General features: G+C 66.6%; 14 protein-coding genes and 1 pseudogene. 8 read left to right on the top strand and 7 right to left on the bottom strand.

Features of this window, described 5'->3' with window-relative positions; all coding sequences use genetic code 11:
• Nucleotides 1-43: 43 nt before the first annotated feature.
• The 7 genes and pseudogenes from GEV05_17115 to GEV05_17085 form a co-directional block, all read right to left on the bottom strand.
• Nucleotides 44-1,249 (bottom strand): type II secretion system F family protein, encoded by a 1,206-nt coding sequence (locus GEV05_17115; GenBank protein ID MPZ45078.1) that lies wholly within the window; start codon nt 1,247-1,249, stop codon nt 44-46.
• Nucleotides 1,250-1,458: 209 nt separating this feature from the next.
• On the bottom strand, nt 1,459-3,162 hold the full coding sequence (locus GEV05_17110) for a secretion system protein E (protein MPZ45077.1): 1,704 nt from the start codon (nt 3,160-3,162) through the stop codon (nt 1,459-1,461).
• 145 nt (nt 3,163-3,307) lie between these two features.
• Entirely contained in the window at nt 3,308-4,810 is a 1,503-nt protein-coding gene (locus tag GEV05_17105; GenBank protein MPZ45076.1) for a tetratricopeptide repeat protein, read from the bottom strand.
• Complete coding sequence (locus tag GEV05_17100) at nt 4,807-6,639, bottom strand: Type II secretory pathway component PulD (GenBank protein MPZ45075.1); 1,833 nt, start codon at nt 6,637-6,639, stop codon at nt 4,807-4,809. Before GEV05_17100 ends, GEV05_17105 begins: the two co-directional genes overlap by 4 nt.
• Nucleotides 6,640-7,873: 1,234 nt before the next feature.
• Nucleotides 7,874-8,779: pseudogene (locus tag GEV05_17095) on the bottom strand (AAA family ATPase).
• A gap of 3 nt (nt 8,780-8,782) precedes the next feature.
• The gene (locus GEV05_17090; GenBank protein MPZ45074.1) at nt 8,783-10,228 is read right to left on the bottom strand and encodes a response regulator; all 1,446 of its coding nucleotides are present in this window, start codon (nt 10,226-10,228) and stop codon (nt 8,783-8,785) included.
• 54 nt (nt 10,229-10,282) lie between these two features.
• Nucleotides 10,283-11,053, bottom strand: a complete 771-nt coding sequence (locus GEV05_17085) for an ATP-binding cassette domain-containing protein (protein MPZ45073.1) — start codon at nt 11,051-11,053, stop codon at nt 10,283-10,285.
• A gap of 134 nt (nt 11,054-11,187) precedes the next feature.
• On the opposite strand from GEV05_17085, the gene GEV05_17080 reads away from it, so the two are divergent.
• The 8 genes from GEV05_17080 to murA all read left to right on the top strand — a co-directional run bounded on the left by GEV05_17080 (nt 11,188) and on the right by murA (nt 17,143).
• Nucleotides 11,188-12,048, top strand: a complete 861-nt coding sequence (locus tag GEV05_17080) for a hypothetical protein (GenBank protein ID MPZ45072.1) — start codon at nt 11,188-11,190, stop codon at nt 12,046-12,048.
• A 100-nt stretch (nt 12,049-12,148) separates the two neighbouring features.
• Entirely contained in the window at nt 12,149-12,946 is a 798-nt protein-coding gene (locus GEV05_17075) for an ATP-binding cassette domain-containing protein (GenBank protein MPZ45071.1), read from the top strand.
• Nucleotides 12,946-13,740 carry a lipid asymmetry maintenance ABC transporter permease subunit MlaE gene (mlaE, locus tag GEV05_17070; GenBank protein MPZ45070.1) on the top strand — a complete coding sequence of 265 codons (795 nt, stop codon included), beginning with the start codon at nt 12,946-12,948 and terminating at the stop codon, nt 13,738-13,740. Before GEV05_17075 ends, mlaE begins: the two co-directional genes overlap by 1 nt.
• Complete coding sequence (gene mlaD / locus GEV05_17065; protein ID MPZ45069.1) at nt 13,740-14,243, top strand: outer membrane lipid asymmetry maintenance protein MlaD; 504 nt, start codon at nt 13,740-13,742, stop codon at nt 14,241-14,243. The genes mlaE and mlaD overlap by 1 nt, the downstream gene beginning before the upstream one ends.
• 108 nt (nt 14,244-14,351) lie before the next feature.
• A complete protein-coding gene (locus GEV05_17060) occupies nt 14,352-14,978 on the top strand; it encodes a hypothetical protein (GenBank protein MPZ45068.1) in 627 nt (208 codons plus the stop codon).
• Nucleotides 14,975-15,280: an STAS domain-containing protein gene (locus tag GEV05_17055; GenBank protein ID MPZ45067.1), complete on the top strand. Its 306-nt coding sequence runs from the start codon at nt 14,975-14,977 to the stop codon at nt 15,278-15,280. Before GEV05_17060 ends, GEV05_17055 begins: the two co-directional genes overlap by 4 nt.
• An 80-nt stretch (nt 15,281-15,360) precedes the next feature.
• Complete coding sequence (locus GEV05_17050) at nt 15,361-15,597, top strand: BolA/IbaG family iron-sulfur metabolism protein (GenBank protein ID MPZ45066.1); 237 nt, start codon at nt 15,361-15,363, stop codon at nt 15,595-15,597.
• Between the two features lie 292 nt (nt 15,598-15,889).
• On the top strand, nt 15,890-17,143 hold the full coding sequence (murA, locus tag GEV05_17045; protein MPZ45065.1) for a UDP-N-acetylglucosamine 1-carboxyvinyltransferase: 1,254 nt from the start codon (nt 15,890-15,892) through the stop codon (nt 17,141-17,143).
• Nucleotides 17,144-17,148 lie beyond the last annotated feature (5 nt).

The following is a 17,148-nucleotide window of genomic DNA, read 5'->3' as shown; positions in this document are numbered from 1 at the left end:
TCCCGGGGCCGCATGTCGGCGATCGGCGCTACGACAGGACAGGTCATATGTTCAATTTACCGAGGATATCGTACACGGGCGAGAGCACCGCCCACAGAATGAAGGCCAGGATCAGCCCGAGCACCATCGTAAGCGCCGGCTCGATGACCTTCATCGCCTTGTCGACCGACTCGCGCACGTCCCGGTCGTAGAAGTAGTTCACGTTCATGAGCGCGGTGTCGAGCGCCCCGGTCGCTTCGCCCAGGCGCAGCATGCGCACCACCAGGTTGGGGAAGATGCCGGTGTTCTGGAAGGCTTCCGCCAGGCTGTCCCCAGCCGTGATCTGCTGCGTCGCCCGGCGCAGCCCGTCCGCGATGACCCGGTTGCCCACGATCTCCTCGCTGTTGCGAAGCGCGTCGAGCACGGTGATCCCCGAGCGGTACATCATGGCGAAGAAGCTGGCGAAACGCGACAGGATGATCTTCTGCAGAATGGGGCCGGTCAAGGGAATGCGCAGCTTGGCGTAATCCCACAGGTAGCGCGCCTTGTCGCTGCGCCGGATCCAGACCGCCAGTGGAACGGCGATCAGTATCGGGACGGCGACGAGCACCGGCCACCATACGCGCACGGTATCCGAGACGAATGTCAGTATCCGCGTTTGGATCGGGACCTCCACCCGCATCGTTTTGATGAGCTGGGTGATCTGCGGCACCAGCCATACCAGCAGGAACATCACCACGGCGCTCACGACCAGCAGTACGAAGGTCGGATAGATCATCAGGCGCTTGGTCATCGAGTTCAACTCATCCTGCCAGCGCAGCGACGCGGCCAGGCTTTCGAAGACCTCCGGCAGCGTGCCCGCGAGCTCGCCCGCGCGCACCAGGCTCACGAACACCACGCTGAAGATCTCGGGGTGCGCGGCCAGGCATTGCGAGAGTACCTTGCCGCCTTCCATGTCCTCGATCACGGACGTGAGCACCTCGCGAAAGCGCGGGTTCTCCATGGCGTCGCGCAGGTCGCGCAGCCCGTCGATGAGCGGGATGCCCGAGCGGGTGATCTGCTCGATGTCGATGCAGAAGGTGATGAGATCGACGCGCGACACGCTGCCGCGGGCGCGGCGCGAGTGGCTTTTCTCGTGCATGCGGCAAGTGATCAGGTCGAGCCCCATGCGGCGCAGCCGCAGCTCGAGGTCGACCTCGTTGGCCGCATCGAGCGAGCCGCGTGCCGGCCGGCCCTGCTTGTCGATCGCCTTGTAGGTGAAGGAGGCCATGGGTCAGGCGGCTCTCCAGAGCTTGCCTTCCCTCACTTGCAGTGCGCGCATCGGCATGCAGGCCGATGCCGTTCGGCCGGCGCGGACCATGGTCCGCGAATTCCCGGCCTCACCCCCCAGCCCCTCTCCCGGGGGGAGAGGGGAGTGCGCTTGTCTTCCCTCTCCCTCCGGGAGAGGGATCGAGGGTGAGGGTGAACGACGCGGCGCGATCATGTATACCGCCCGGTCAAATCGACCGCGCGCGACACTTCGCCGATGGTCGTGCTGCCGTCCAGCACGCGCGAAATGCCTTCGTCCGCGAGCGGCCGGAAGCTCTTGCTGAGCGCGAGCGTGCGCAACTCCCGGGTCGTGGCGCGGCGTGCGACCAGCTCATCGAGATCCCCGTCCATGAGCAGAATTTCCATGATCGCCATGCGGCCCTTGAAGCCCTTGCCGGCGCACTGCTTGCAGCCGACCGGGCGGTACAGGCTCACTTCGCCCACCTCGCGCGATCCCAGCAGCCGGCGCTCTTCCGGGGAGGGCAAATAGGCCTCCTTGCAGAACGAGCACAGCACCCGCACCAGGCGCTGGGCGATCACGCCGATGATGTTGCCCGACATGATGTCGGGCTGTATGCCGATGTCGAGCAGGCGCGGAAAGGCGCCGAGCGCCGAGTTGGTGTGCAGCGTGGTGAACACCTGGTGCCCGGTCATCGCGGCGCGGAACGCCATCTCCGCGGTTTCGCGGTCGCGCACCTCGCCCACCAGGATGATGTCCGGATCCTGGCGCATGATCGAACGGATGCCGTTGGCGAAGTCCATCTTGATCGCATCGTTCACCGACGTCTGGCGCATGAGGTTGAGCGGATACTCGACCGGATCCTCCAACGTCATGATGTTGACCGTCTCGTCGTTGATCTCGGCCAGCAGCGAGTACAGGGTCGTGGTCTTGCCGCTTCCGGTCGGTCCGGTAACGATCAGGATGCCCTCGGGACGCGCCAGCATGAGATTGAGCTTCGGCATCGATTCGGGCGCCAGATTCATCTTGTCGAGGCTGATGATCGACTTCTCCCGGTCCAGCACCCGCAGCACGATGTTCTCGCCGTGGATGGTGGGCTGGGTGGAGACGCGGAAGTCGATCGGGCGCCCGTTCAGCGTGAGCGAAATGCGCCCGTCCTGCGGCGCGCGCGTCTCGGCGATGTTCATCTCGCTCATCACCTTGATGCGCACCGCGATGCCCGGCCAGTAGGTCTTGTGCAGGCTGCGCACCTGCTCGAGCACGCCGTCGATGCGGAAGCGGATGCGCAGGAACGCGTACTCGGGCTCGAGGTGGATGTCGGAGGCGCTGCGCTTGACCGCGTCGACCAGCAGCGCGTTCACCAGCCGCACCATCGGCTGGGTGTACTCGTCGCCGATCGCCTGCATGCTCTGGTAGTCGATCTCGCCGGTCTCGATCTCGCGCAGGATGCCGTCGACCGAGAGCTCGAAGCCGTAGAACTGGTCGATGCAGTCCTCGAGCTGGGCCTCGGCGGCCAGCAGGGTATTTAGCAGCACCCCCTGCCCCAGCATGGCGCGCAGCTGATCGAGCGCAACCACGTTGAACAAGCCGCTGGTGGCGACGGTCAATGCGCGCTCGTCGGGATCCCAGGCGATCGGCAGCACGCGATGGCGGCGTGCGAATTCCTGCGGCACCAGGCGCAAGGCCTCGGCGTCGGCCACAACCTGCGACAAGTCGATCGACTCCTGGCCGACCGTGCGCGCCATCGCGTCGCGTATCGCCGCTTCGGTGACGAAGCCGAGGCGAACGAGCTGGCGCCCGATCGGGGTGTTGTTCGACTTCTGCTCGGTGAGCCCGATGCGCAGCTGATCGTCCGTGATCAGGCCCTGCTGGACCAGCAGCTCGCCCAAGCGAAGTTTCTTGCGTTGCTCGGCCAATGCCGACGGGCTCCCTAAGAGACGGATGACGCGATGGACTGTGCGCGGATGCCGCGCCTCAAGCCGGGTTGCGAATCGCCGGGGGTTCGGCGTCCGACCTCATGCGGCGAAAATAGCACGGCTCCGCGCAGCGGGCGAATCGGCTCTATGGATTAAGCGCCAGCGTCGCTTCCAGGGCGCGAATGCGGTTCTCCACCGGCGCCAGCTCGAACTGGGCGTGGCCGCGAGATTGTGCCAGGGCCACGGCACGGCGGTAGTAGTCCAGCGCGAGCTTCGGCTGGCTCAGATGTTCCAGCCCGACAGCCAGATTGAAGGCGTAGTCGGGATTGTCGGGGGCGAGGTTGTGGGCCTGGAAGTAGGCGCTCTGCGCCGCCGCCCACTGGCCTTGCCCGGAGTACAGGTTGCCGAGGCTGAAATAGAGGAATGCCGAAGGCTCGCGCGCGATCAGTTGCTTCAGGCGCGCCTCGGCCGCGACCGGGTCGGCTCGCCCACCGATGTTGAGCAATCCCGCCTGGGCGTAGGCATTGCGCGGCTCCTGCTCCAGCACCCGCAGGTAGAGCCGACTGGCCGCGTCGCCCTGGTTCTGCTGCGAGAGCGTGGCTGCCAGCCCCAGCATGGCGTCGACGCTGCGTGGATCGGACGCCATCGCCTGGCGGTACAACTGTTCCGCCTCGTCCAGCCGGCCTTGCTCCAGCGCCTGGTACGCCGACAGGACGTTCGCGTCCACCGCGACCACCTGGGCGCCGCCTGCGGGAGCAACCCCTTCAGGCGGTTCGCGTGTGGTTGCGACCGAAGTCTTTGCCGCGGGTTTGGGCCGCGTCGCACTGCCGCGCGAAGCCATGGGAGGGGTTGCGGCGCTGCTCGGAACGGATGCCTGGCTCGGCGCAGAAGGTGCCCGCTCGGCCGCGATCCGTTCGCTCGCCGCGGCGCGGGGCGGCGAAGGGGGAGTGGCAGGCGTGACCGATCCAGCAGCGGATGGGGCCGGCGAACCAGCGGCCGCCCCGGGCGCTGAACCGGTGCCGGAAGGAGGCATGCCCGGCGCGGCCGGAGTCGCGCGCGCGGAGGGCGGAATGGGTGGCGCCGATGCAGCCGGTGGTGCGGGGCTTGGCGCAGGTGCAGGGCTCGTCGCAGGTGCGGCGGGCCCTGGCGGCACCGCCATGGGCCCGGTCGCCGGCAAGGGCGGCTCGGCCGGTCTCGGCGCCGCGGCGACCTTTGGCGCCGGGGACGGAGGCGGCGGCGAGCTCGGCTGGGCGACGAACAGGCCCGGGTTGGTGATCTGCAGGTACAGGTAGACGCCGTAACCGATGGCAAACAGACCGGCGGCGGTGCTGAAGGCGACCAGCGGCCGGCGCCCGAGCCAGTCGAGGAGGCCCGGCCCGCTCCGCGCCGTTCGAGCCGGGCGAGCGCCGGCCCGGAAAACCGTTTGCGCCTGTTGCGGTCTGGGCGCCGCATGGCGCTCCCCGCCGTCTTCGTCGCTCAACGGCTGCGCCCGCGTCGAGGCGCGCGGCGCGGGTTGCACCGGCTCCAGGGTCAGCTCGCCCGGAGCGGCCGGACGATCGCCACTGTCCGCGCCCGTTTCGCCATGCGTCGCACCCGCCGCCTCGCGATTCCTGGCGGCGTTTTGCAGGGCTTTGAGCAACAGGCTCATGGCGTTGCGGGTGCGGCAGGCGTTCCGGCGGGAGCCCGCATCATCTGCGGCAGGAAGCGCTGGTAGAACTGCAATTCGTCGGATTGCAGCGACGGATTGGTAACGATCGTGGGCTTGAGGAAGATCACCAGCTCGCGCTTGATGTTGCGGTTGTCGCGAAACCGAAACAGCTCGCCCACGCCGCCGAGGTAATCGGCCCCCGGGATCTGCTCGCGATTATGCCGGATGTCGTCTTCCATGAGCCCGCCGAGCACGACGGTCTGGCCGGTGCCGACCTGGAGCACGGATTCCATCTCGCGGATCTGCACTTCCGGCACCAGGTTCTGAACCTCGAGCACCGGATTGGGATCGGGCACGAAGCGCAGCACCCGGGACACCGAGGGCCGCACGGTCAGTGTGACCCGTCCGTTCTCGTTGATCTGCGGCGTCACGCCCATGACCACACCCACAGACACTGTTTTTGCCGTCGTGGTTACGGCGGTGACCGTCCCGGCGTCGGCCACTTGGTTGACGGACGAGCTGATTTCGAAATAGACGACGTTGTCGACCACCTTGAGCAATGCCGTCTGGTTGTTCATCGCCATCAGCTTCGGGCTCGACAGCACGCGCGTGTTGCCGAATTCCTCCAGCAGGCGCACGGTGGCCGATATGTTGCCGATGCCCGAATCCGGGTTGACGTAGCCGACCCGGAACTGGTTGTCGCCGCCTTGCGTGAGCCCGGTGCCGAAGCCCGACAGCAGGCTTTGCGTCAGGCTCAGGCCGCCGGTTATGGGCAGCCGGCTCCAGTCGATGCCCGCCTGGTAGGCATCCGACAGGCGCACTTCCACGATGGTCGCTTCGATCAGCACCTGGCGGTGCACCGCATTGAGCACGCTGTCGATGTGCTGGCGAATGAGATCGTGCTGGCGTTCGGTGGCGAGCACGCTGACGGTTCCAGCGATCGGGTTGACCACGATGCTTTGATTGACATCGCCAGGGATGTCGCGCGGTGGGGTGTTTTCGATCACCTTGTCCAGCATCGACGGGGCCGCGGCGCCCGCCCGCGCAACCGCTTCGGCCTGGGCGATACGCTCGTCGCGCGCCGCCCGCAGCGCCTCGCTGCGAGCCGCCTTATCTTCCGCCGATTGCGCGAGCGCCTGGGTCGAAGCCAGGATGTTGCGGATGTTCTCACGCAGCACGGTCCAGAAGTGATTCTGCGACTTGGTGTTCACCGTGGTCTGCGATTGGTTCGTGCCTTGAGCGCCGCCCTGTCCGCCGCCGCTCGTGCTCGGCCCCCCCGTGATCGAGCCCGAGACGCCGATGCGCGATTCGCTGTCGCGCTCCATGTTGACGTAGTTGACCCGATACGTCTTGAGATAGGGCGTGTCCGGCTGCACCAGGATCGTGTTGCCCTCGTAGCGCACGCGCATGTTCACCTGCTTGCTGATGCGCTCCAGGATCGCGGGCAGGGTCTCGTTGATCGCATTGAGGCTGACCAGCCCGGTGAGCCCGGGATGGATATCGATGTTCTGGCGCGTGTCGCGTGCGAGCGCGACCAGCAGCTCCTTCACCGGAACGTCGTTGACGACGACGCTGTAGGTCGGCGGTTTGAGCGTCGGCTTGGGCACCGGCACGGCGAACGTGCTGGAACGAACCGGCGGCAGGATCTCGCCCGGCGGCGCCGGCGCGATCTTCACGTGGCCTTCCGTCGGTTCGACGGTTCGATGCAGGCCCACGCAACCGGACAGGGCGAGCGTACCGGCCGCGATGCATGCGGCCAGCAGCCGGGCTCTCGGGTTTCGAGCCGCGGCAGGATCCTCCCCAGCGCTCAAACGCGACGCAAGTCGCATCGATTCACCCCTTTATCGAGCTTCCTACACGGATTGCGCTCGATCCCTCACCCACGTCCCCTGCCCACGGAGGGGATACTCGCGCGCCGGACGCACCATGGTCCATCCAGCGAACGTTCTATGACCAGCGGCGAACGGGGGCGGACGCTCACAGCGTCTTGTTGCGGCTCATTTCTTCGCGAATCCCTTGCACCGTGCGCAGGTAAGGCTTGAAGGCCTTCAACGGCGGTGGCAAGCGATCGAGCGCATTCTGAGCGGCTTCCCGGCTCCCGAAGCTGCCATACAGAACCGTCAGGAACGGCTTCTGTGCGGCGACTGTACGGTACACATAAATCTTCGATATTTCAATAGATTTGGCGATGCTGCTGAGATGATCCTTCAGCTGCCGTGGATTTTCCGAGCCCAGCAACTGGATGGAGTGCGTCTGGGGTGCTTCGCGCTCGAGCCAGGCGCGCGTTGCCGCGATCCGTTCGCGCAGCATATCGGGCTGATTCGGCGTGGTTTCGGGGCTATCCGGGGCGGCGGCCGATGGGGCGTCGGAAGGCCCCTGCGGAGCGGATTGTTGTGCTGTTGCAACAACGGTGTTCCGGACAGACGCGACGCTGCGAGCATCGGTGCTCTCGCTCTCGCTGGTCGTCGTCCTGGAGGCGGGGCGTCGGCCTGCTTCCCTCACCCCCAGCCCCTCTCCCGTAGGGAGAGGGGAGTTTCCCCTGCCCGGCGCTTCTTCCGGGGGGAGAGGGGAGTTTCCCCTGCCCGGCGCTTCTTCCGGGGGGAGAGGGGAGTTTCCCCTGCCCGGCGCTGCTCCCGGGGGGAGAGGGGAGTTTTCCCTGCCCGGCGCCTCTCCCGGGGGGAGAGGGGAGTGAGTGGCTGCGCTGCCGGCATCGGCGCGTACATCGGCATTCGCTCCCTCGTCCCTGGCCCCCGGCTCGGAGGCGGAGGGGGAGGTCCCGTCCGGCGCATTTCCTCCCCTCTCCCCCCGGGAGAGGGGCCGGGGGTGAGGGAATTCCCCGCTACCGGATTGCGCAGCGAGGATCGTCGCAGCCGCATCACTGCCACTGGATGATGTCGCAGCGGAGCTCGTGGGCGCCGGCGCTAGAGCCTCGGCCGCAGGCGCCGGCGATCGGGCCTCGCCCGAGGGCGCAACGGCCGGGGTTCCCGGGCGATTCTGGCCGACGGGCGCCGTGGCCGGCGCGACCGGGCGGTTCTCGCTCGCGGGCGAGAGCGTCTGGTTCTGGCGCATCGCCCAATAGAGCGCTGCGCCCGCGGCAACCAGCGCGGTAACGGCTGCGATCAGCCAGCGTTTGCGGCTATCCGAGGCCGTCGCCGCGTCGCGTGCGAATTCGCTGTCGCGAACGGCGGCCGCGACGTGCTTCGGTTGCACGGTATGGGTGTTTTCCGCGAACGCGGCCAGCAGCGCTTTGTCCGCGATCAGGTTGACGCGGCGCGTGAGGCCCGCGGAAGCCTGCGCGATGCGCTTTACCACGGGCGCGCTGAACAGATCCGGCCCGCGGTATCCGACCGCGCGCATCCGGAACATGAGGTATTCGCCGATTTCCTGCGCCGCCAGCGGCGGCAGCGCGAAGCTGTGGGTGATCCGTTCGCGCAGCTGCCGGATGTGCGGCTGGCGCAGGTTTTCGTCCAGCTCCGGCTGGCCGAACAACACGATCTGCAGCAGCTTGTGCTTGCCCGTCTCGAGGTTGGAGAGCAGGCGCACTTCCTCCAGGGTCGCGATCGGCATGTTCTGCGACTCCTCGACGAAGATCACCACCTGCTTGTTCTGCGCGTGGCGCTCCAGCAGGTAGCTGTAGAGCGCCTGCATCACCTCCATGCGGTTCGCGTCGCGCGCGACCTTCAACTGCAGCTCGAATGCGATCGCGTGCAGAATCTCCTCGGGCGATACGCTCGGATGCGCGAGGTAAACCGTTTCGATGTGGGCCGGCAGGCGCGACTGCAGCATGTTGCACAGCATCGTCTTGCCGGTACCGACCTCGCCGGTGACCTTGACGATGCCCTCGCCCTGCGCGATGGCGTAAATCAGCGCATCGAGGATGGCGCCGCGATTGCCGCCGGCGAAAAAGACTTCGGTGTTCGGAGTGATCCGAAACGGCGCTTCGTTCAGACCGAAGTGAGCGTAGTACATGGACTACTTGTCCGGCTCGCCGTCCTGCGTGCTGTAGTTCTGAATGCGGCTGTAGAGCGTGGTGCGATGGATCCCGAGCAGCCGCGCCGCCTGCGACAGGTTGCCGTGGGTGATCGCCAGCGCCGCTTCCACGTAGCCGCGCTCCCACTGCTGCAGGGTCATGTCGAGATTGAAGTTCTTCTGCAGCTGCAGGTGCTTGCGCGCCGCCTCGAGCAGTGTCTTGAAGTCCTGTGCGGGCGCGAAGCCGGGCAGGGCGATGTCCACGCTTTCGAGGTCGAGCTCCGCCTGCAGCTGCTCGCTCGTGATCTCCTGGCCCGCGTGCTTGGTGGTGAGGCGAATGACGATGTTGCGCAGCTCGCGCACGTTGCCGGGGAAGCCGTATTCGAGCCACTCCTGCAGCGCGCGCTTGTCGAGCTCGAACGGCGCGCATCCGGCCTGCTGGGCGTAAAACCCGCGGAAATGATCGAGCAGCATGCGCTTGTCGTCGCCCAGGTCGCGCAGCGGCGGCACGTCTATGGTGAACACCGACAGCCGATGGTAGAGATCGGCGCGGAAGCGGCCGCCGCGCACTTCCTGGCGCAAGTCGCGATTGGTGGCGGCGATGACGCGCGCGTTGCTCTTGCGGCTTTGCGTCTCGCCGACCCGCTGGTACTCGCCGTTTTCGAGCACCCGCAGCAATTTCGCCTGCAGCTCCAGCGGCAATTCGCCGATCTCGTCCAGGAACAGCGTGCCGTCGGATGCGTCTTCGAAGTAGCCCGAGCGCGAGTTGGTCGCACCGGTGAACGCGCCCTTGGCGTAGCCGAACAGCGTCGGTTCGACCAGGTTCGGCGAGATCGCCGCGCAGTTGAGCGCGAGATACGGCTTGGCAGCACGGCCCGAGCGGCTGTGCAGCGATGCGGCGACCAGCTCCTTGCCGCTGCCCGACTCCCCCTCGATCAAGACCGGAAAGGGCGCGCTCGCGTACTGCGCAGTCTGCTCGCGCAGCTTCTCCATCTGCATGCTCGAGCCGATGAGCTTGCTCACCTCCGGAGCGGCGCTCAGCTCGGCGGTGGTGATCTCGAGCGCCTTCAGCAGCTGCGCCTTGATCACCGCCGGCTCGCACGGCTTGGCGATGAAGTCGATCGCGCCCAGGGTGCGCGCGTGCTTGGCGTTGGTTTCGTCGCTCTGGCCCGAAAGCACCAGAATCTTGATGGCCGGGGAATAGGCGATCAGCTCGGCAATGAGCTTGAAGCCTTCGTCCGGTCGGTGCGGCGTCGGCGGCAGACCAAGATCGACGAGCGCGAGCTTGGGCGCCGATTCGAGCTGGCGCAGCAGGCTTTTCATCTGCTCTCGCGACTCGGCCACGTACACGTTGAAGTCGCGGCTGAGAACGAAATTGAGCGTATCGCTGATCAGAGGATCGTCGTCGACGATCAGCAGGTCGGGCTTGGAGCGGGCTGCGGTGTCCATCCCTTTCCCTTCTGGAAGATTCCTTGATTGGCAGGTATTGTGCCAGATCGACTCCTAACGAACACCCTCGCTGTCCGTGTCGGAGGTACGCTCGCCCGCGGCAGGGCTCGATTCGATGCAGGCGAGAAAGGCCTGCTCCATGTCGCGGGTGCGTGCGCGTTCGAGCAGTCCGGCGGGCGTGCCGACGTAGCGGATCGCACCCTCGTGCAGCACGGCCATGCGGTCGCACAATTGCTCGATATCGGCGAGCAGGTGGGAGGTGACGAAGAGCGTCGCGCCGCCCGCGCGCAGCCCCTGCAGCTCGCGCTTGAGCAGCGCGCGCGCCTTGGGGTCGAGACCGCTGCTGGGCTCGTCCAGGATGTAGAGCCGCTTGCCGGAGAGCAGGCAGGCCGCGAGCCCGAGCTTCTGCGTCATGCCCTTGGAGAAGGAGCGCACCGGCAGCTCCAGCGCTCGCCGGTCCAGATCGAGGGCGTCGCACATCGCCCCGATCGCCGTCTCGTGGTAAGGCGCCCGATGCAGCTTCGACATGTAGCGCAGGAAGTCGCGCCCGGTGAGGTAGTAGGGGGGCAGGAAGCGCTCGGGCAGGAAGGCGAGCGGGGCGCGTGCTGCCGTCGTCTCGGAGGAGACGCCGAACAATCGGATCGAGCCCGAATCGGCGGTGGCGAAATCGAGCAGGCACTTGATCAGCGTGGTCTTGCCGGCGCCGTTGATTCCGACCAGGCCGAACAGCTCCCCGGCGCGGACCGTGAGCGAGAAATCGGCCAGCGCGACGCGGCGCCCGAAGGTCTTGCGCACGTGCTCGAAGGCGAGCGCGATATCGTCCATCCCTGCTCGTTTCCGAAAAACGGCGCCAGCGTACCGCGACCGCGGCGATTATGCCTAGTCCTGCCGAGCCGCGACGTAAGGACGGTTGTAGCGGTTTCGGCCGGTCCGGGTCTCCCTTGTGCTAAATTCCCCGGATGTCGTCGCCCGACGCTCCGCTGCTCGAGCAGCTTTCCGCCAACAGCATCCCATATCGGGATCCGCTGGCGGTGCTCGATTGGCGCACGCTCACCCTCGATCGCTACTGGCTGCCGCCGGAGGCGATCTCGCTCAACGGACTGGCCGAGTTCGAGGCGCTGTCCGAGGCCGCCCGCATGCGGCTTTCGCAGTACGAGTTCCTGTCCTTTGCCCAGGCCGGCATCGCCCTGGAGCGGGTGTTCCTCGAATCCACCGCGCGGCGCCTGCGTCATGCCGAGCCCAACGCCGAGTACGCGTTCCTGCTGCACGAGCTGCGCGAGGAGGCCGGCCACAGCCTGATGTTCCTGCGCCTGGCCGCCGCGAGCGGTCTCGATGCGCCGGACTGGCGCAAGGCGCTGCCGCACCTCGGCCGCCCGCTACCGCGGCTGCTCGGCAACGACGTGGTGTACTGGTTCATGATGGTGGTGGCGCAGGACGTGCCCGACAAGCTGCATCGCTTCGTGCGCCGCCAGGGCGGCGCCGAGACCAGCGCTTTCGTGCGCCACATGATCACGCTGCACATGGTCGATCAGTCGCGTCATCTGGCCTACGCGCGGCGCAGCCTCGAGCTCGCGATGCAAGGCCGGGGGCGTGCCATCGTACGGATGTTTCCGCTGCTGTTCGACGTGCTCTTCAATCGCTTCGTGCGCGCCTATTTCTGGCCGCGGCTGGAGTTGTATGAGCGGGCCGGTCTGGGCGAGGGGCGCGTATGGCGGCGCATGGCGCTGCGCAATGCGCTGCGGCGAGAGTTCGTGCTCAAGCTCGTTGCCCCGACCATGCGGCTCGTTGCCCAGCACGGCATTCGTGTGCGGCTGCGTTAGTGGCGAGCGGCCGCCGCACGCGGCTTGCGTGCGGGCCCGCGTGGTTTAAAATCCGACCCTTTTGTTTCCGTCCAGCCCAAGCGCCGCAGTGCCGACCGATCTGACGACCGATCATCTCGTCGAGCTCCGGAACGTGACCTATGCCTATGGCAAGCGCCCGGTGCTGCAGGACATCGACATGGCGATCCCACGCGGCAAGGTGGTCGCGATCATGGGCATATCGGGATCGGGCAAGACCACGATCCTGCGCCTCATCGGCGGCTCCATCCGGGCGCAGCGCGGCCAGGTGCTGTTCGATGGCAGCGAGGTCGAACCGCGCAACCAGGCGGAGCTCTACCGGCTGCGCCGGCGCATGGGCATGTTGTTCCAGTTCGGCGCGCTGTTCACCGACCTGCCGGTATTCGAGAACGTCGCGTTCCAGATCCGCGAGCACACCGAGCTGCCGGAATCGATGGTGCGCGACCTGGTGCTGATGAAGCTGAATGCGGTGGGATTGCGCGCGGCGCACGCGGCGATGCCCGGCGAGCTCTCCGGCGGCATGGCGCGGCGGGTTGCGCTCGCCCGGGCGATCGCGCTCGATCCGCAGCTCGTGATGTATGACGAACCGTTCACGGGGCTCGATCCGATCGCGCTCGGCGTGATCGCGAACCTGGTGCGCAAGCTGAACGCGGCGCTCGGCAGCACCTCCATCGTGGTGACGCACGACGTGGAGGAGGCGCTCGAGGTGGTCGATTACGTCTACTATCTTTCCGAGGGAAGGATCCTCGCGCACGGCACGCCGGATGAGATGCGGGCGAACGTGAACCCCGTGGTGCGCCAGTTCGTCTATGGCGAGGCGCGCGGGCCGGTATCGCATCAGTATCCCGCCCCGCCGATCGCCGAGGAGCTCGGCGTATGATGTTTGGGCGCAGGCGCCTGTCGGTGCGCACGATCGGCGCCGATACGATCGATGCGATATGGCGGCTCGGCTACGCCACGCGTTTTCTCGGTCTCACGCTGGCGCACTCCGGGGCGAGCGTGCGCCGCCCGCGGCTGGTGGTGCGCGAGGTGTACTACACCGGGGTGCTGTCGCTGGTGATCATCCTGGTGTCGGGACTGTTCGTCGGCATGGTGCTCGGGTTCCAGGGCCACCAGACACTCGCCATCTACGGTTCGGAGTCCGCGCTCGGCGTGCTGGTGGCGCTGTCGCTGGTGCGAGAGCTCGGTCCGGTCGTATCCGCACTGCTTTTCGCGAGCCGCGCCGGCTCGGCCATGACGGCGGAGATCGGCCTGATGAAAGCGACCGAGCAGCTCGCGGCCATGGAGATGATGGCGGTCGACCCGATCGCGCGCGTGATGGCGCCGCGCTTCTGGGCCGGGGTGATCTCCATGCCGCTGCTTGCGGCCATGTTCAGTGCGATGGGCGTCTTCGGCGGCTACCTGGTGGGCGTGGTGCTGATCGGCGTGGACGAGGGCACGTTCTGGTCGCAGATGCAGGCGGCGGTGGACCTGCGCGAGGATGTCGTCAACGGCGTGACCAAGAGCATCGTGTTCGGCATCGCGATCAGCTGGATTGCAGTCTTCGAAGGTTACGACGCGCCGCCGACTGCCGAGGGCGTGTCGGGCGCGACGACGCGCACGGTGGTCACATCCTCGCTCGCAGTGCTCGGCCTGGATTTCATCATGACCGCATTCATGTTCCGGGGGCTTTGATGCAACGCATAACGCTGGATCTCTGGGTGGGTCTGTTCGTCATGGCAGGTCTGGGCGCGCTGATCATACTGGCGATGAAGGTCGGCAATCTCGGCTCCTTCAGCGCGCCGGAGACCTATACGGTGTATGCCGAGTTCGACAATATCGGCGGACTGAAATCGCGTGCTCCGGTCAAGAGCGCAGGCGTGGTGGTGGGACGCGTCACCGCGATCACGTTCGACACGCAGTCGTACAAGGCGCGCGTGCAGATGGAAGTCGAGCAGCGCTATCCGTTCTCGAAAGACACTTCGGCCGCGATTCTCACCTCGGGTCTTCTGGGCGAACAGTATGTCGGGCTCGAAACGGGTGCGGACAGCGCGATGCTCAAGGACGAGGACAAGGTCACGCTCACGCAGTCGGCGGTCGTGCTGGAAAAGCTGATCGGGCAATTCATCTACGGCCGGGCGGCCGAAGGCGGGGGCAAGAGCGAGGCGAGCTCCGAGAGCGCGGCCGGGGCGAAGTAAATGTACCGGCAAATGTACCGATGCGAGGCGCGCTAGCGGAACGTATCGGCTTTGCGCGCGTCGATAGCTCATCCGGCCGCTGGCAAGCCGCTCATCCACGAGGTTTCCATGAAAATTTTGGTCGATGCGCTGTTGTGCCTTGTTCTGCTGCCGCTTGTGGGCGGCGCGTCGGCGCAGGACGTCGCTCCGGATGTCCTGGTGCGCCGGACGACCGACGAGATCGTCGCCCAGATCCGCAAGGACAAGGAGCTCACGACCAATCCGCGCAAGCTGCTCGAGCTGGTCGATGCCAAAGTGCTGCCGCACTTCAACTTCACGCGCATGACGATGCTTGCGGTCGGCCGGCCGTGGCGCGATGCGACGCCGGGTCAGCGCGAACAACTGGTGAAGGAGTTCCGTACCCTGCTGGTGCGCACTTATTCCACTGCGCTGGAGCAATACAGCAACCAGACGATCGAGGTGAAACAGTCCGTGGCAAAGCCAGGCGATACCGAAGTCAGCGTGCGTACTCAGATCAGCCAGCCGGGCGGTCGGCCCATCGCCATGGATTACCGCATGGAACGCACGCCGCAGGGCTGGAAAGTGTTCGACGTGAGCATCGAAGGTGTCAGCATCGTGACGACTTACCGTTCCTCGTTTGGCGCGGAGGTGAGCAGAGGCGGCATCGACGGGCTCATCAAGACCCTGGCTGCGCAGAACACGCGGCTCGAACAGCGCGACGCGGGCACGAAATGATCGAACGCAAAGACGATCGCCTGGTGCTTGGCGGGCCGATCACCTTCAACGACGCGCTCGAGTGGCGCGAAGCGGTCCTGAAGGAGATCGATCGCGACGGGCTCGTGATCGATCTTTCCGGCGTCGGCGAGGCCGATTCGGCCGCGCTGAGCCTGCTGCTCGAATGGCGCCGGGAGGCAAAGCTGCGCGGCTATGGGCTGCGCTATGCCAATCTTCCGGCAGCGATCCGCAGCCTCGCCGAGGTCTACGGCATCGCTGCGCTGATTCCGACGATCGATATCCCGGCCTCGCATCCGGCGTAACATCGAAGTCCCGTGCCGGCGGCGAAGCCGCGACCGCGAGAATTACCGTGTATACCCATTCCCTGCTTCCCGGAGTGCGCATGATCACCCCCCACGAGATCAAGCAGTACATCGAGCAAGGCATGCCCTGCGAGCATGTCGAGGTCAGTGGCGACGGCCATCACTTCGAGGCCGTGATCGTCAGCGCCGAATTCCGCGGCAAGAATCGCGTGCAGCAGCACCAGCGCGTCTACCAGGCGCTCGGCGAGCGGATGAAAGCGGAGATCCACGCGCTGTCCATGCAGACGCTCACGCCCGAACAATGGCAGGGGTCGTGATGCGGGCTGCGCTCGCCGACCGAGCTCTCCCAGTTCGGGTGACGCTCGGTCCCTCACTTGCAGTGCGCGCATCGGCATGCAGGCCGATGCCGTTCGGCCGGCGCGGACCATGGTCCGCGAATTCCCGGCCTCACCCCCCAACCCCTCACTTGCAGTGCGCGCATCGGCATGCAGGCCGATGCCGTTCGACCGGCGCGGACCGTGGTCCGCGAATTCCCGGTCTCACCCCGGAGGGAGAGGGGAGCGTTGAGCGCGTCGCGGACATCGTCCACTTCGCGAAAGTTCAATAAGAGTGGACAAGCTCGTCATCGAAGGCGGCCGGCCGCTGGAGGGCCGCGTGGCGATTTCCGGTGCCAAGAACGCCGCGCTGCCGATTCTGACCGCGGCGATCCTCACCGAGGACACCCTGCGCGTGGAGAACGTGCCGAAGCTGCGCGATGTGGCGACCACCACGGCGCTGCTCACGCAGATGGGGCTGTGGGTGCGGAATTCGGCGCCAGGCGTCTACGAGTTGAGCGGCCATGCGCTGTCGAACGCTGTGGCGCCCTACGACCTGGTGAAGACGATGCGTGCCTCGATCCTCGTGCTGGGGCCGCTGGTTGCACGTTGCGGCGAAGCCCGGGTGAGCCTGCCGGGCGGGTGCGCGATCGGCTTGCGTCCGGTCGATCTGCATATCAAGGGGCTGCAGGCGATGGGCGCGGAGATCGAGATCGAGCACGGCTACGTCCACGCCCGCGCCAAGCGCCTGAAGGGCGCGCGCATCGTGCTCGACCTCGTGACCGTTACCGGCACCGAGAATCTCATGATGGCCGCCACGCTTGCCGACGGCACGACCGTACTGGAGAACGCGGCGCGCGAGCCGGAGGTCGTGGATCTCGCGCAATGCCTGAACGCCATGGGTGCCCGCATCAGCGGCGCGGGCAGCGACGTCATCACGATCGAGGGCGTGGAGAAGCTCGGCGGTGCGCGCCATCGCATCATGCCGGACCGGATCGAGACCGGGACCTTCCTCGTGGCGGCGGCGATGACCGGGGGCCGGATCGCGCTGGACGCGACGCGCAGCGACATTCTCGATTCCGTGCTGGAAAAGCTGCGCGAAGCGGGCGCGCGCATCGATTGCGATGGCGACAGCATCCGGCTCGAAGCTAGCGGGCGCCCGCGCGCCGTGAGCGTGCGCACCGCGCCTTATCCGGCATTTCCCACCGACATGCAGGCGCAGTTCATGGCGCTCAACACGGTTGCGGAAGGCACGGCGCTGGTCACCGAAACCATTTTCGAGAACCGCTTCATGCATGCCCAGGAGTTGAAGCGCATGGGCGCCGAGATCGAGGTCGAGGGCAACACGGCGGTGGTGAAAGGACTCGCGCACATCGATGCGGCGACCGTGATGGCGACCGATCTGCGCGCTTCGGCCTGCCTGGTGCTGGCCGGGCTGGTTGCTCGCGGCGCGACCCAGGTCGATCGCATCTACCATCTCGACCGCGGTTACGAGCAGCTCGAGCACAAGCTCTCCGGCCTGGGCGCCAGCATCCGGCGCAGCAACTAGCATGG

The organism is Betaproteobacteria bacterium, from assembly GCA_009377585.1.
Lineage (GTDB): Bacteria > Pseudomonadota > Gammaproteobacteria > Burkholderiales > WYBJ01 > WYBJ01.
The sequence above is the reverse complement of the archived record's forward strand: the minus strand, read 5'-3'. Positions and strand labels throughout refer to the sequence as shown.